This is a genomic window from Corynebacterium kalinowskii, assembly GCF_009734385.1.
Taxonomy (GTDB): Bacteria; Actinomycetota; Actinomycetes; order Mycobacteriales; family Mycobacteriaceae; genus Corynebacterium; species Corynebacterium kalinowskii.
Genome location: NZ_CP046452.1, coordinates 2495195 through 2510218, shown reverse-complemented (window position 1 = coordinate 2510218; position 15024 = coordinate 2495195). Strand labels below are relative to the sequence as shown.

Sequence of the window (15024 nt, the reverse complement as noted above, 5' to 3'; positions counted from 1 at the left end):
TTATGGTCCTTTAGGTCAGCAATGGCCATGCCTTACGCAATTTTCTTGAGCTCGGCAAACCACCAGGAACCCGGATGTGGGTCCTTGAGCGTTTAGTTCATTTGTTGTCATTAGGCAGCCAGTGGATGGATTGTCCACAACTACAAAATGGCGTTGTCCTGTGCTTCCACAGAATTGTCCACACCTGTGGATAACTTTTTCTGGCTAGTTATTCACAGGATACGGCACGGCCTGTGGATAGATTTCTTTAGGTTGTGTAACGCTCTGACCTGCTCTTTCTTGTGAAAAATCACAAAGTCTGAAGTTTCAGTTGAGAGTTATACACAATGTGATTTTCCCACAGGCTGTGAGTAAATCGGATATCTCCATCTTTACTCGGCGCGATAGCGTCCTGTCCACAGCAGAAAAACGAAGTTCTGGGTAGGGGTGGTGCTACATGTGGATAACCGTGGGAAAACGTCGTTTAGCTGCGTTTAAATTACAAAAATGTCATTCAAGGGGTACCCGAATGAGTCGGCGTGTCGATTTGTTTTGCCTGTCCACCATGGCGTAGGCTTGCTCCTGTCTGTCACATCACTTGATTTTGGTGTGCATCTGCGCCCGGCCTACTCATGTAGTCCAGGCGGCTCGGAGGCTAGTCGGCCTGTGAAGCGCGCTTAGCTGCGCGACACATTTCCTGCCACCGAGTTTCAACAATCATCCACTTAACTTGGGTGACATGCGGCCGCGAAAGTACCCCACGTACACAACACCTGGGATTACTGGCTGCTGCATATCTCCCATAAGAAAACTTTAGGAGTGTAACCGTGGCAAAGGGCAAGCGGACGTTCCAGCCGAACAACCGTCGTCGTGCACGTGTTCACGGCTTCCGTACTCGTATGCGCACCCGTGCTGGTCGCGCAATCGTGTCGGCTCGTCGTAGCAAGGGCCGTGCAAAGCTGACCGCGTAATTTTTCGCGAAGGTCAGGCATGCTCCCGCAGCAATATAAGCTGAACTCTGCTGAGTTCCGTCGCATTGTTCGGGGCGGCCGACGCACAGGAACCACATCGGTTGTTGTGCACCTCGCGCGCGCGGACAAAAGTGAAATCGTTCGCTTCGGCGGACCTCACTTTGGTCTCATCGTTTCCAAAGCCGTCGGTAATTCGGTCGTAAGACATCGAACCTACCGGCGGCTTCGGCATGTCTGCAGTGCCTTGGCGGGAACTATCCCCACCGACTGCGACGTTGTTATTAGGGCGCTCCCGCGCGCCGGACAAGTAAGCAGCAAGGAGCTCATGGATGATGTGCGCTATGCACTCGCAAAGCTCACCCGTGACTAAGGTCTTGCTGCGCCTTGTTCTGATATACCAAAACTACATCTCACCGCTTAAGATGGGTTCGACCTGTCGTTTCGAGCCAACGTGCAGCGCGTATGCGTTGGACGCGCTGCGGGAGCATGGCGCCCTCCGGGGAGTTGTGCTCACCTTGGTACGGCTTGGCAAATGTGGGCCCTGGCATCCGGGTGGATTTGATCCCGTCCGCCCACGCACCAACAAAAGGAGTTAAGACTCACAGTGCTCAATTTCGTCTACTGGCCGATCTCGGTCGTTCTCTGGTTCTGGCATAAGGTGTTCTCCCTCGTGCTCAGCCCAGACTCGGGAATCACCTGGGTCTTGGCCATTGTCTTCCTGACTTTCACCATCCGTATTCTCCTGGTCAAGCCGACGATGGATCAAATGCGTTCCGGTCGCAAGATGCAGGAAATGCAGCCGCTGATGCAGGAAATTCGCGAAAAGTACAAGAATGACCAGCAGAAGATGATGGAGGAAACGCGCAAGCTCCAGAAGGAGATGGGCGTCAATCCGTTGGCAGGTTGCTTGCCAATCCTCATCCAGATGCCAGTGTTCATTGGTCTGTTCCACGTGCTGCGTTCCTTCAACCGCACTGGTACCGGTACCGGTCAGCTGGGTATGTCTATTGAAGAGAACGCGAACACCGCGAACTACTTCTTTAAGCCGGAGGACGTGCAGTCCTTCCTCGGTGCTCGACTCTTCGGTGTGCCGTTGTCCTCCTACATCTCCATGCCTTCCGAGATGTACCAAGCATTCCAGCCGGTGGACTTCACCAAGACAAACATCATCATTGTTGCAGCGCCACTGATTCTCCTGACTGTGTTGGCTACTCACTTCAATGCCCGCATGTCACTGGATCGCCAGAAAGCGCGCATTGCCTCTGGTCGCCAACAGGCTCCAAGCAACGAGATGATGGCATCCCAGATGGACATGATGAACAAGATGATGCTCTGGTTCATGCCAGCAACCATTCTGTTCACCGGTGTGCTGTGGCACATCGGCCTGCTGTGCTACATGGGTGCCAACAACATCTGGACCTACTTCCAGATGAAGTACGTCTTTGACAAGATGGACAAGGAAGAGGAAGCCGAGCTCGAGGCTAAGAAGGCCGCCAAGCGTGCCACTGCCCCGAAGCCAGGTCAGCGCCCGGACAATCCAAAGAAGAAGCGCAAGTAGTAATCACAAAGAGGCCGCCCTTGACAGGGCGGCTTTTTTCATGCCCCATGGAAGGGAAAACACCGGTTTGCATCACCAGATTCAAGCTCAATTTTGCGCAGCGTAGAGTGTAAGAAAACAGAAGGGATGTTTCACGTGAAACCAGAGGACTACTTCGGGGATCGCTACCACCTTGCCGAGCAGTATCACGAACTACTCGCCACCGACGGCTCTACCCGTGGCTTCATTGGCCCTCGCGAAGTTCCCCGTCTCTGGGAGCGACACATCCTCAACTGCGCCGTCTTGGAAGAAGCGATTCCCCAAGGCGTGAAGGTTGCCGACATCGGTTCCGGTGCCGGTTTGCCGGGAATTCCATTGGCCATCCGCCGACCCGATCTGACGATCACCCTCATTGAGCCATTGCTGAAGCGCTCGGTGTTTCTGAGCGAAGTCGTCGATAAGCTCGCGCTAGATAACGTCACCGTCCTGCGCGGGCGCGCGGAAGAAAAGGCGGTGCGGGCCGAGGTTGGGCTTGTCGACGTCGTGACCTCACGCGCCGTTGCCCCGCTGGGGAGACTTGCCGGTTGGTCCCTTCCACTGCTGCGCAAGGGCGGCAAGATGATCGCGCTGAAGGGTTCCTCCGTGGCGGAGGAGCTGGAGCGCGATGACAAGGAGATAAAGAAGGCCGGAGGCGGGCTCGCCGAGATCCGGTTGGTGGGCCAGGACGTGGTGGAAGAGCCGACAACGCTCATCATTGTGCCGCGGATCAAGTAGGATAAGAGAGCTTAATTGTTGGGAAGGGAAATGTGAATGGACGAGCAGTTTTGGGACGACACCCCCATCGCAGCCGCAGCTAGGCGTGCTGCAAAGGTGATGACGCCAAATGCCCTGTCACTTCCCCGCCCGGAAAAGACCAGGAAGATCACCATCGCTAACCAAAAGGGTGGCGTGGGTAAGACAACTTCCTCCGTCAACCTCGCCGCTGGCCTAGCGCTGCATGGTCTGAAAGTGCTGGTGGTCGATCTAGACCCGCAGGGTAACGCCTCCACTGCACTCGGTGCCGAGCACCATTCCGGTGTGCTCTCTTCCTATGAGATGCTCATCGGAGAATGCACCGCCGCGGAAGCGTTGCAGCGTTCCTCCTTCACGGAGAACCTGTACTGCATTCCCGCCACCATTGACCTGGCGGGATCTGAAATCGAGCTAGTTTCCATGGTGCGTCGCGAATACCGGCTGTCCGATGCCCTGAACCAGGACTTCTTGAACGAGCATGGTTTCGACTACGTCATCATTGACTGCCCGCCGTCCCTCGGACTGCTCACCATCAATGCCATGACCGCCGTGGACGAGGTGATTATCCCGATCCAGGCTGAATATTACGCGCTGGAGGGCGTCGGCCAGCTGCTGAATAACATCACGATGATCCGGCAGCACCTCAACCCGAACCTGCACATCAGCGCCATTTTGCTCACCATGTACGATGCTCGTACGAAGCTTGCTGAGCAGGTGGCAAACGAGGTGCGCGAGCACTTCGGCAGCGTAGTACTGAGGAATGTCATCCCACGTTCCGTCAAGGTTTCCGAGGCACCTGGCTTCGGCCAGACCGTATTGCAGTACGACCCAGGTTCTCGCGGTGCACTCGCCTACCTGGATGCGGCAAAGGAGATCGCGAACCGCGGCGACTACCTGCCTACCGAAGACAGCGGCCCGATTGGACGAGCACCCGAAGGAGAGAATAACTAGTGGCTAATGAAACTCGTAAAGGTGGTCTCGGTCGCGGTCTTGCCGCTTTGATCCCGAGTGCACCGGAGCAAAAGCCACGGCTTACCAACGGTGCTGCAGACATCATTATTGGTGGACATGCTGGGGATTCCGCGCTCAAGGCAGCTACCCCGAAGCCTGCTGCAGCCCGCAAAGCTGATGCCGCTGCCGCCGAGCAGTCCGACACCGCTTTCGGTGCGACCTACCGCGAAATCCCGATCAACTCGATCCGCCCGAATCCGAAGCAGCCACGCCAAGTCTTCGACCCAGAAGCGCTGAACGAGCTCGTCCACTCCATCAAGGAGTTCGGCCTCATGCAGCCGATCGTCGTTCGCGAAAAGGGCGATGGCTACGAGCTCATCATGGGTGAGCGTCGCTGGCGCGCCTCGGGCAAGGCTGGCCTGCAGACGATCCCTGCCATCGTCCGCAACACCGACGACGGCGACATGCTTCGCGACGCACTCCTGGAGAACATCCACCGCGCCCAGCTCAATCCACTGGAAGAAGCGGCGGCCTACCAGCAGCTCTTGGACGAGTTCGGTGTCACTCAAGCAGAACTCGCCGAGAAAATCGGCCGATCCCGCCCGCTGATTACCAATATGATCCGTTTGCTTGCACTGCCGGTTCCGGTGCAGCGCAAGGTAGCCGCCGGTGTGCTGTCCGCCGGCCATGCCCGCGCGCTGTTGGGTCTGAAGGCCGGCGCTCAGGCGCAGGAAGAATTGGCCACCCGCATCGTGGCCGAGGGACTGTCGGTGCGCGCCACCGAAGAGGCGGTGACCCTGATGAACCGCGGTGACCAGCCGGACGTCGCAAAGCGCACCAAGACCCCTCCCCCGGCCTTCGCCACTGAGGCCGCCAGCCGTCTCGGCGACCGCTTTGAAACCCGCGTGTCCGTCCAGGTAGGCAAGCGCAAGGGCAAGATTGTGGTCGAATTCGGCGACCACGACGACTTTCAGCGCATCATGGATCTGCTGGAGGGCTAAATGCGCATCGAGCCGGTCACGCTGCAAAACGTGCATCCGGCGTGCCTGCGCACCGCGTTTTGGGAGGCAGGGTCGGATGTCGCCGACCCCGCGATGGAAAAAGAACTGTGGTTGTCCAGCACCCTCATGACCTATGGTCTCTGTGGCTTCTCGGCGGTCGCAGACTCCCCTGCTGCCACGATCCTCTTTGCAGCGCCATCTCTCTTGCCGGGGGCCGGTGAAATGCCCAGTGGCCCGGCTTCACCGGACGCGACCCTGATTAGCTCCCTATTTACCGGGGCCATGGACTCTTCTCTCAGTGCTGTGCTTGTCGACGCCGTTCTCGGCCATCTAGTCGCACGCGATATCCCCGCAGTCGAGGCGTTCGGCTGGCGCTCCGGAACGTTTGGTCCTATTGGTCTCATCCCCGAGAATGTACTGGTCAAAGCAGGATTCTCGCTGCTTGTGGACCATGACGAGGTGCCACGGTACCGAATGGAATTGCCGCCTGTGGATGGGTTGTTGGCCGCTGCTGAGGTTGAGGAACTGCTCAGCGTGTCCGTAGGCTAGCTCCCCCGCGACGGGAGGGTCAGCCGGAATCTGGGATGCCAATTGTGCGCCAGGTTTCATAACCCTGGAATTGGCAACGATGGTGTATCCCCAGGGAAAAGTTATGGCGATTGATCCATCGCAATGCGCAGTCGCTTCCGCTTTCGCGTCAGCCAAAGGGCACGACAACACTTCGCGAGATCTCCGCGGCGTGGCAGGCATCCGGGCGACACTAAGATGCTTGGTTTTGCATGCCACACGGCGAGATCATCGCGCGAGCGTAAGAGGCTACTGCCCTTCGGCTGCCAGCAGCTCGGTGAACTTAAAGGTGCCGGTCGGCTGGTCGTCGTTTTCCAGCAGGTACAACCGCTTCACGGCAACCACTACTGCTTCGGCGATGGCATCACGTTTGAGCGGGTCGGTGAGGATCGAGACGTCGACCGGGTTGGTGAGGTAGCCGCACACGAGCTCAATGGTTGGCATCTTGGTCATGCGCAGGATTTCCCACGTGCGAGCGTGGTTACCACAATTGACCAGTCCAGTTCGGGCGACTACTTCACGTTGGATGTATCCGGAGAGCATCTCGCCGGTGAGTGAGGTCGCACCAATGTCGGAGCCGAAGTAGAACGTGGCGGCTCCACTGGCCTTATCGTTCGGGTAAGAATCGCACTGGAGGGTAATGAGCAGGTCCGCGCCGAAAGCATTGGCGATTTCCGCGCGCTGCTTCGTGCTTGGGTCGGCGAGTCGCGGGCGGGAGAGGATGGCCTCCATGCCAGCGGCAATCATGCGACCTTCAATGCGGGTGGCTAGATCCCACAGGATCTCTTCTTCGCTGATCTGTCCAAATTTTCCCTGAACCATTTGGCCTTTGTTGCTACCGCCGAGGTGTGGATCGATGACCACACGCTTGCCGGCGAGCTTTGGGCCTGCCTTACGGACTTGCTCACGCTCGCTGATGGCCTGGCGGGAACCACCTTTGATGCGACGTCCGAGCAATCCGAGTGCACGCACAGTATCAGGTCCGGCAATGCCGTCCTCGTTGAGGCCATAGTTGAGCTGGTAGTTCTTCACCGCGTTGTAGGTGGCTTCGCTGTACTGCCCGTCTACTCGGTGAGCATAGAACCCGAGCTCCTGGAGTTGAGTCTGCAATTGAACTACGTCATCGCCCACCATTACGTTCCCGGGCTGGAAGATCAGCACGCGGTTACCGAGTCGGTAGGAGGCTTCGCGGAGGATGCGGAGTAGTTTGTCGCCGATGATGCCGTCGGCGAGGATGCCACGGCTTTGCTGGAAGGCGCGGATGGCGCCAGCCAGCTCTTCGTCGAAAAGAGTGTCCTTGTCCGAGAACTGGCGGGATTGCTGGGGCTTCAGCTCGGCGTCATCGCCGTGCATCAGCCCGAGACCCATGAGGATGGTACGCACTTCTGCCACCCGAGGGCTCTTGTCTCCTACCCGCAACAACTCGGACACGGTACTCCTTTCTGGAAGGTTTTCGGTCACTTATGCTACCAGCTGGAGCCGGGAAATAATGTCCTGCTTTGAACGCACCCCAACAAACTCATCGACCTTCTGGCCATTCTTAAAAATCATCACAGCCGGGATGGACATGATCTGGTACATAGCGCCGAGGGTACGTTCATTGTCCACGTTTACCTTCGCGATGGTTACCGCCTCGCCCATTTCCTCAGCAACCTGTTCGAGGATGGGACCAAGCTTCTTGCAGGGTCCACACCACTCAGCCCAGAAGTCGACCAGAACTGGTTTGTCCGAGTCGATGACGGTGGAACGGAAAGTCTCCGTCGTAACATTGATAATCATTTTTATTCCTTTAGAGGCTTGCCAAGTAGTGTTCTGCGTCGATGGCAGCGCGGCAACCTGCACCGGCAGCGGTGATGGCCTGCTGGTAGTGGCTGTCGACAATGTCGCCGGCGGCGAACACACCAGGGATATTTGTGCGGGTTGACGGATCCTCCACCAGGATGTAGCCGGACTCGTCAGTCTTGACATCTGGCTGTACCATGACGGACCGCGGATCGTGGCCGATAGCCACGAACATGGCGGTTACCGGTAGCACGGAGGTTTCCCCGGTGACGGTGTCACTGAGCTCCAAGCCTTCCACGCTGTTTTCACCCAACACGCGCGACACGACCTTGTTGGTGGCAAACTTGATCTTCTCGTTATTCTTCGCGCGCTCGAGCATGATTGCGGAAGAACGGAATTCCTCGCGACGGTGCACGATGGTGACCGACTTAGCGAACTTGGTCAAGAAAGTGGCCTCTTCCATGGCGGAATCGCCGCCACCGATGACCGCAATGTCGTGATCGCGGAAGAAGAAGCCATCGCAGGTCGCGCATGAAGATACGCCACGGCCCAGCAGCTCCTGCTCGCCTGGGACGTTCAGGTAGCGGGGGGCAGCTCCCATTGCCAGGATGACGGAGCGTGCCTGGTACTCTTCGTCGCCGACGTAAATCTTCTTGATTTCCCCGGAGAGGTCGACGCGGTCCACCAGCTCCATGAGCATTTCGGTACCGAAGCGTTCGGCCTGGTTTCGCATCTGTTCCATGAGCTCTGGGCCCATGATTCCCTGGGCGAAGCCTGGGAAGTTTTCCACGTCGGTGGTGGTCATCAGGGAACCACCGTATTCGATGCCTTCAAACATGATCGGCTTGAGTTCCGCGCGCGCGGCATAGATGGCGGCGGTGTATCCGGCAGGGCCGGAGCCGATGATTGCTACGTCATGGATCTTAGTCATGTAGACCAGTCTACATTCCCACCAATTCGGGGTGACTGCGCCGAATGTAGTGCTTGGCGCGCGAGCGGCGCGACTTCAGCGTTCCCGAGGAGATCCCCAGGTTCTCAGCGGTCTGGTAGATAGTGTGGCCCAGGATGTCGACCATGATGAGGATCGCGCGCTGCTGTTCATTCAGACGCGAGAGCGCGCTGGCCAGGGTCAAGGTGAGGTCGAGCGCGGACAGCGGATCGTAGGTGGCGTGTGGGATGTCGGCGTCAGCGTCGTCGACAAGCGCAATTTCGGTGGTGCGGTAGCGCACTTGCCGGTAGTCATAGCTCGCGTTGCGCACCAGCTGGTGCAGCCACGTCTTCAGGCTAGATTCGGCGCGGTAGTGCTTCAAGTTCATGGCGGCGCGGAGATAGGCTTCCTGCAGCACGTCCTGGGCGTCGAAGTCAGTGGCCACCAGGCGGCGGGCGGTCCACCACAGTGAATTGTGATAGCGCCCAACAATTTCCGCGAAAGCGCGCTCATCGCCGTCGATGTAATTGGATACGAGTGCCGTGTCAGTGCACAGATTCATCAGATACTCCCCCGAGTCTCTAGCAATCCCCCTTGCGCTTCATATTGTGCCTTGGAGCACAAAAAACTGCTCGGCGAGTGCCATCCCCCTGTGGATAACACTGCGCCGAGCAGTCAGTGCGCCGCGAAACTAGCCGGTAGGAGAGTTATACACAACGTGTGGTTCCACCTTCACCGGAGAGTCATCGCGGAAGCCGCCGAGGACACCCATGAGGTAGGCGGTGAGCATCGCGATGATCGCCACCAGTGTGATGGAAATGCCGAAAAGCAGACCAGTGATGGTGCGGGAGTAGCGCTTGGCACCAAAGCCCGCGCGCTTGGTCGGCTCGGCCACGGTCTCGGTCACAGCCGGTAGCGGAGCGACAGGTTCAGAGCCGCGCAGCGTGGCGCCGAGCTCGGCAGCGGTGCCGGAAATCGATTCGTCGGTCAGCAGCCGGAAAGCATCGATGAGCGTGTGGCGGTCCTCGTCCTGGCTATTGCACGCGAGAACTGCTGGGAAAGCGAGCACGGCTGAGCCGGACTTCGAGACGCGGACCCGGTCAATGCTGTCGAGCCCCAGTGGCTGGTTCGCGGTGTGCGCAGCGGCAGCGGCGTCGGCAAGCGGTGCGAAAGCTTGGGCGGCGGCGTCGCGGTTGGCGGTGTTGGCTTCGGCCACAGCGCGCAGGGCGGAACCTTCGACCCAGTCCGCAATGATCAAGCAGCCAGAGCGGTAGGCGACCACACGGATACCCGTTGGCAGCGAGGTGAGCCCGAGGGAGGCGAGCTTGCGGGTGCGACGGGTGACTTCGGAGGCTGCACCTGCGGAGGCGGCGGCGGACTCGCAGGCGGTGTCCACGAAAGTGAGGGCGACGTCTCGGCCGGTGCTGAGGTCTTTCGCACGCCAGAATTTGGCGCTCACGCCTTCGTCGCCGGATTCACCGTGGGAGGCGAGGAGTCGGTAACGCCCGTCGAGGACGGGTGCGCCTGGCAGCAGGCGTGGCGGGTGTACCAGGCCGGCGGACATTGGTGCCGGGATCGGCATGGTCTCGGTTGGGGTCACGGCCATACTGACCGCGGCGGCCTGCTGCGGGGTGCCTCGCCCGAGCTTGCGCTTTACGACGTCCGCGAAACCCTGCACTTCCTCCAGCGGTGACTTTGCCAGGACCGCGATCGTGATAACGAGGAAGAAGATGCCCAGCAGCGCGGTGCGGATCAAGAATCCTGCGGAACCGATGCTCTCCCAAATCGGTGCAAGTAAAGCTTTCAGCGCGAGATCGAGGACCCAGGCACCAGCGCCACCGGCCACCGAGGCGCCGCCCACCCACAGTGCGGAGCGCAGAATATCGCGACCATTCAAGGAACCGAGGTGGCGACGCAGGAGGAACCCACCGATGACGGCGCCGGCGATGAAACCGAAGCCGTTGGCCGCGGCCAGGAGGACCACGACGCGCTCTGGGGAGGTGGCGATGACCGGAGCCAGGTACGACAGGATCACCTTGGTGACCGTGATGCCAGCGATGATGAAGGTCGGGGTCCATGCCTCTTCGCGGGCGTAGAACACGCGCAGGTGCAACAGCACGAGGGCGTATGGCAGCAGGGTGAAGGCGGAGAAGGACAGGGTCCAGCCGAGGGTGGTGGCGGCTTCGAGGGAGAACTCAAGATAGGCAAAGAGACCGATGGAGATGTACGTACCAAAGGCGGTAAAGAACACGACCACCGGGATCAGCGCCAGGAAGGTGAGCTTGGTGCCGAGGGTGAGGTCGGCGACCACGCCCGCGTCATCGCCCTCTGCGGCCCGGCGCGACAGGCGCGGCATGATGGCAGTGAGCAGGGTGACACCGATGATGCCGTACGGCATCTGGAGCAGCAGCCAGGCCTGCTGGTAGATATTCGGGGCGGCCTCGGAAGCACCGGAGGCGATACGGGTGGTGACGATGTAGCCGGCCTGGGAAATGGCGACGTAGACGATGATCGCTAGAGCCATGCCACCGAATTGCTTGAGGCGGTCGTCAATGCCCCACAGCGGTTTGAGATTGACCCCCGCTTTGCGCAGGTATGGCAGCAGGATGAGGGCCTGCACCACCACGCCCAGCGTGGTGCCGATGCCAAGCACTAAGACGTGCGGATCGGTCAGCGATACTTGCTGATCGGCGGTGAGTTTGTTTGGTAAGAGCCAATACGCGCAGAGTGTGGCCAGCGCGATGAGGTTATTAACCACGGGTGCCCATGCCCCGGGCTTAAAGATCCCCTTCGTGTTCAACACGGCCATGAACAGCGAGAAGATGCCGTAGAAGAAGATCTGTGGGAGCAGCAGCACTGCGAACGCGGTGGCTTGGCTGAGGTTGACTTGGCCATCCGAGCGAAGCTGCAGCACGGTCAGCAGTGGCGCGCTGACTACGGAGAGCGTGGTGACCACCACCAGCAGCGCCGCCGCGAGGGTGAACAGGCGTCTGACGAACGCCTCTCCCCTATCCGGGTCTTCCTTCTCCGCGCGCACGAGCACCGGTACCACCAGCGAGGTGAGGACGGCGCCGAGCACGATTTCCGTAATAAGGTTCGGTAGCGTGTTCGCGGTGTTGAAGGCGGAAGAAATGGCTGCGCCGAGCGTCCACACGATCATCGCATTGCGAAGGAATCCGGTGATGCGCGAGACGAGCGTGGCGACTGCCATCGATCCGGTAGATCGGACGAGGTCCGAGTCGGATTGTTGAGGCTGCTCTGGCTCCGTTGGGCGGTGCGTGAGCAGGGAGCGGTCGTCGTCACGCGGCGGCGCGGTGCGAGGCTTAGGCACTACGGGGCTTGTCGACGGCGCGGGCGGCGCCGGCTGGACGAAGCGGCCGCGTTGTCCCTGGGGTTGCTTAGATGAGTCCACGAAAGGCCATTCTTAGGGGGTTGGGAGAGAAATGCAAAAGCTCAGCGACGTTTCACGTGAAACATCACGAAGGCAAGGGCTGCGAGCAGCAGCGCGACGATGCCGCCGGTTCCCAGTACTCCGGAGCGGGTTTGCACTCCAATGTCGACTGGGTAGCTGATCGGAGCACCGTTTTGAGAGGCGAGCCACACGGTCAAGTCAGTGCGACTCTTGGTCTCTGGGAGGTCCGCCATCATTTGGGTGGTGATGGAGCCGCGGGCCGGAATCTTCAAGGAATCGGCGACGCTGATGATCGCGTCCTCCGGGCCGGTGTAGCTGATGCGGGCGTCGACAGGCAGCGGAAGGCCGTTCTCTGCCACGATGAACAGTGGCGAGGATTCCGAAGTGCGGGTGTAGACATTGCCCGGTGGCAACAGAACCACGGAGGATCGCAGTTGCTGCAGAATGTCACTATTGGCCCGCAGGATGGCATCGGAGGTTTGTACGCGGGAATCGTAGCCCATGAGGGTGCGTCGCCCACTGGCAGACATCGCGCGGAGCAGGTCACGGCGTAGGGGCTCGGTGAAGCCCTGCGGGGTGAGCGCGATGGTCGGTTCCACCGTCATGAGGGACGTGAGGTCGTCGATACTCTTAGCTTGCTGGCTGGCCCGCAAGATCTCGGTGTCTGTCACAACGGTGGGGTCTTCAAAAGGTGAGCCGGTCAGCGAGGCCGTGGCCTTCGGCGGGGCGGCCAAATAGGAGTTCAGGGGCTGGCCAGTGGCCACGCCGGCATCGATGAGGTGCTGCATCTGGTCCAGCAGCGCAGTGGCATCCTCAACCTGGAGGTCGGCCGGTGGCACGACGAGCAGCGGCTGATCGTCATCGGTGGCCGCGAGGTAGAGCGCAGCGGTGGCGCTGGATCGGCGCGCGGCATTGGAATCGAGTCGATAGTCGAAGCGCTGCCATTGATTGCTGTAACCGACGGTGCCCGGAGTGTCTCCCAAGGTGCCCAGCTGTGAGGCCAGCGCAGCATCGTAACCGAGGGCGGTGAGGTGTTGGCCGACACTGACCGCGCTATCCGGAAGCGTGTTGTCAGCCACGAGCGCGGTGGCCGGAGCCGGGAGGAGCTCGTCGAGGCTCGTGGCGGTGCGCTGCTCTAGGTATCCGAAGCCGGGGATGATGACGTCGTGACGCACAGGGGCACCCAGCAGTTCGCTGAGCACCGCACTGCCCTCCAGGGCGGCGGAGTGCAGCAAGCCGGCGTTGCCGGTGGCGGCCACGGCGTTGAGCTCTGCGTTCGCCCACGACATGGGCACGACGCAACCGCCGCCTTGGGCAATGTCCGTCAGTTGTTTCAGCCAGGCGCGCGCGTCTGTGCTCCCCTGCCCCGGCGTGGCATCAATCTTGTTGTTCTTGGAACCCCAGGAGTCACGCAGGCGTGGCTTGTGCGCCACCGGGTTCGGGCGTTCCTCGGCGATCTGGTAGCCATCGGCCATGCGGCTCACCGTGAGCGCGACCTCCGGGTCGACGGCGAGGCAGCTGGTAGCGGCGTGCCGGCGATGGGCGTCGAGAAGCTTAGTGAGGCGGCCAGTGGGCGCGATGTCTTTGGCGAGTTGCTCAGACTGCAAAATGAGCGGGGGTTGGTTCGGCGCTTCGCCGGTCTCCCCCGGGAGGATGTCGCTTTGCGCGGTCACAGGTATGAGCATCGTGACGGGAGCTAGTGGGTGCTCTGGTCGGGGCGTGCCGACTTGAATGAGCGTTCGCTCCGATGCCAAGAATTGCTGGCCACCTTGGCCGAGTTCGCCGTTGACGTTAATGAGTACTGGGTAGACCCCATCCTTGGCCATATCCAGTGCACCGTGATCGACTTTCACGGAGAACGTGTGGCTCTCCCCCGGGGCGAGCTCGATGGGGACGGCCTGAAAAGGGGTGGAGACGTGGTAGGTCGATTCTTCATCGGCAAGCACGGTGCGTGCCTGGGCGACGGAGGTTACCGGGTTCGCGCGCTGAACGCGCACGGAGACGTCGGAAAGCACTGCGCCCGAATCATTTACCAGGGTCAGTTCAAAAGCATCGGCACTGATGCTCTCGATGCGGGAGCTAATCTCGCTGCTGCTATCGACGGCGCGGAGCTCGGGATTGACCCATTGGTGCGCGATCGTGGGGTCCGTTGGCGAGGTCGGCAGCGGAACGGCAAGAGCCGCCGGGGACAGTGCTGCCAGCGACAGCGCTGACAGGGCGGCGGCGGTGCGCAGCAGCGGGGCAACCATTAGCGTGGGGTTGCCTTTCCCTCCGCTTTCGCCTGGCGTGCGAATTCGGGGAGCATGTCGTGCGCGATACGGGCGAGTTTGCGTTCATCGGCGTAGGCCAGGCGCTCGATGAGCTCACTGGCCGGGATCCACGCCACCTCGGTGACCTCGGGGTCTTCGTCATTGAGGTCGCCGTCCACATAGCGCAACAGGTGATGATGCACCGTCTTGTGGATCCGCGTGCCTTCGGAGACGAACCAATAGTCGATCACACCGAGCTCGGCGAACACCTCGCCGTGGACACCGGTTTCTTCCCACACCTCGCGCTCGGCGGTCGCGGCGCGATTCTCACCTGGCTCCACGTGGCCTTTTGGCATCGACCAGAGCAGTCGACCGCGACGGTCGAGTCGACCGATGAGGGCAACGTAGACCTTGCTCAAATCGACCTCGCCGCTAGCGCTGACTGATTCCGCGAGTCCGGATACAACGAGACCACCAGCAGAGGTCTCATCGTTGGTCTGCATGTGGGAGCGCTCCGGGTAACGCTGCGTACCCCGTGCCTTCGCGCGCTTGTCGCGGTTCGAGCGTCGACTGCGACCCCGGCCCGCTTCCTGAGTTGTGGTGGTGGGCGTCGTGGCAGAACTGCGGCGCCGAGAACGACGGCGACGACGCTTCGCAGGAGACTTCTCCCCGTCACCAACTTTGGGGCCAGAATTATCGGCGGCCCTATCGTTTGGCTTGTCAGCAGCCTTGTTCCCTGCCCCAGAGCGTGAAGCAGCAGAGCCTTGGGCGGATTTCCGCCGGGGCCCCGGAGTGTGTGCGCTCGGTCGCTGCTGCTCAGTCATCCTTAACATCGTATCCTGCTCCGGGTGCAGA

At 60.4% G+C, this 15024-nt stretch carries 15 protein-coding genes; 8 read left to right on the top strand and 7 right to left on the bottom strand.

Annotated features, from left to right (window positions below):
• Positions 1-806 precede the first annotated feature (806 nt).
• From rpmH to CKALI_RS12135, 8 genes are all read left to right on the top strand, one after another.
• Positions 807-950, top strand: a complete 144-nt coding sequence (gene rpmH / locus CKALI_RS12170) for a 50S ribosomal protein L34 (RefSeq protein WP_156193598.1) — start codon at positions 807-809, stop codon at positions 948-950.
• 19 nt (positions 951-969) lie between these two features.
• A complete protein-coding gene (gene rnpA / locus CKALI_RS12165) occupies positions 970-1320 on the top strand; it encodes a ribonuclease P protein component (protein WP_156193597.1) in 351 nt (116 codons plus the stop codon).
• Complete coding sequence (gene yidD / locus CKALI_RS12160) at positions 1283-1546, top strand: membrane protein insertion efficiency factor YidD (protein WP_156193811.1); 264 nt, start codon at positions 1283-1285, stop codon at positions 1544-1546. The genes rnpA and yidD overlap by 38 nt, the downstream gene beginning before the upstream one ends.
• A gap of 8 nt (positions 1547-1554) precedes the next feature.
• Positions 1555-2508, top strand: a complete 954-nt coding sequence (gene yidC / locus CKALI_RS12155) for a membrane protein insertase YidC (RefSeq protein ID WP_156193596.1) — start codon at positions 1555-1557, stop codon at positions 2506-2508.
• Between the two features lie 126 nt (positions 2509-2634).
• Positions 2635-3261: a 16S rRNA (guanine(527)-N(7))-methyltransferase RsmG gene (gene rsmG / locus CKALI_RS12150; RefSeq protein ID WP_156193595.1), complete on the top strand. Its 627-nt coding sequence runs from the start codon at positions 2635-2637 to the stop codon at positions 3259-3261.
• Positions 3262-3297: 36 nt separating this feature from the next.
• Positions 3298-4230: a ParA family protein gene (locus tag CKALI_RS12145; protein ID WP_156193594.1), complete on the top strand. Its 933-nt coding sequence runs from the start codon at positions 3298-3300 to the stop codon at positions 4228-4230.
• Positions 4230-5231, top strand: a complete 1002-nt coding sequence (locus tag CKALI_RS12140; protein ID WP_156193593.1) for a ParB/RepB/Spo0J family partition protein — start codon at positions 4230-4232, stop codon at positions 5229-5231. The genes CKALI_RS12145 and CKALI_RS12140 overlap by 1 nt, the downstream gene beginning before the upstream one ends.
• Positions 5232-5780: a hypothetical protein gene (locus CKALI_RS12135; protein WP_156193592.1), complete on the top strand. Its 549-nt coding sequence runs from the start codon at positions 5232-5234 to the stop codon at positions 5778-5780. It begins immediately after the preceding gene.
• A gap of 267 nt (positions 5781-6047) precedes the next feature.
• Here the strand turns inward: CKALI_RS12135 and CKALI_RS12130 are convergent, their stop codons facing one another.
• From CKALI_RS12130 to CKALI_RS12100, 7 genes are all read right to left on the bottom strand, one after another.
• On the bottom strand, positions 6048-7229 hold the full coding sequence (locus CKALI_RS12130; RefSeq protein ID WP_156193591.1) for an N-acetylmuramoyl-L-alanine amidase: 1182 nt from the start codon (positions 7227-7229) through the stop codon (positions 6048-6050).
• Positions 7230-7259: 30 nt separating this feature from the next.
• Entirely contained in the window at positions 7260-7577 is a 318-nt protein-coding gene (trxA, locus tag CKALI_RS12125; protein WP_197079716.1) for a thioredoxin, read from the bottom strand.
• A gap of 10 nt (positions 7578-7587) precedes the next feature.
• Positions 7588-8511: a thioredoxin-disulfide reductase gene (gene trxB, locus CKALI_RS12120; protein ID WP_156193590.1), complete on the bottom strand. Its 924-nt coding sequence runs from the start codon at positions 8509-8511 to the stop codon at positions 7588-7590.
• A 10-nt stretch (positions 8512-8521) separates the two neighbouring features.
• Complete coding sequence (locus tag CKALI_RS12115; RefSeq protein WP_156193589.1) at positions 8522-9070, bottom strand: RNA polymerase sigma factor; 549 nt, start codon at positions 9068-9070, stop codon at positions 8522-8524.
• A gap of 129 nt (positions 9071-9199) precedes the next feature.
• Positions 9200-11920: a murein biosynthesis integral membrane protein MurJ gene (locus CKALI_RS12110; RefSeq protein WP_231580479.1), complete on the bottom strand. Its 2721-nt coding sequence runs from the start codon at positions 11918-11920 to the stop codon at positions 9200-9202.
• A 41-nt stretch (positions 11921-11961) separates the two neighbouring features.
• The gene (locus tag CKALI_RS12105) at positions 11962-14169 is read right to left on the bottom strand and encodes a hypothetical protein (RefSeq protein ID WP_156193588.1); all 2208 of its coding nucleotides are present in this window, start codon (positions 14167-14169) and stop codon (positions 11962-11964) included.
• Positions 14169-15002, bottom strand: coding sequence for an NUDIX hydrolase (locus CKALI_RS12100; protein ID WP_156193587.1), 834 nt, complete (start codon positions 15000-15002; stop codon positions 14169-14171). Before CKALI_RS12100 ends, CKALI_RS12105 begins: the two co-directional genes overlap by 1 nt.
• Between the last annotated feature and the right edge of the window lie 22 nt (positions 15003-15024).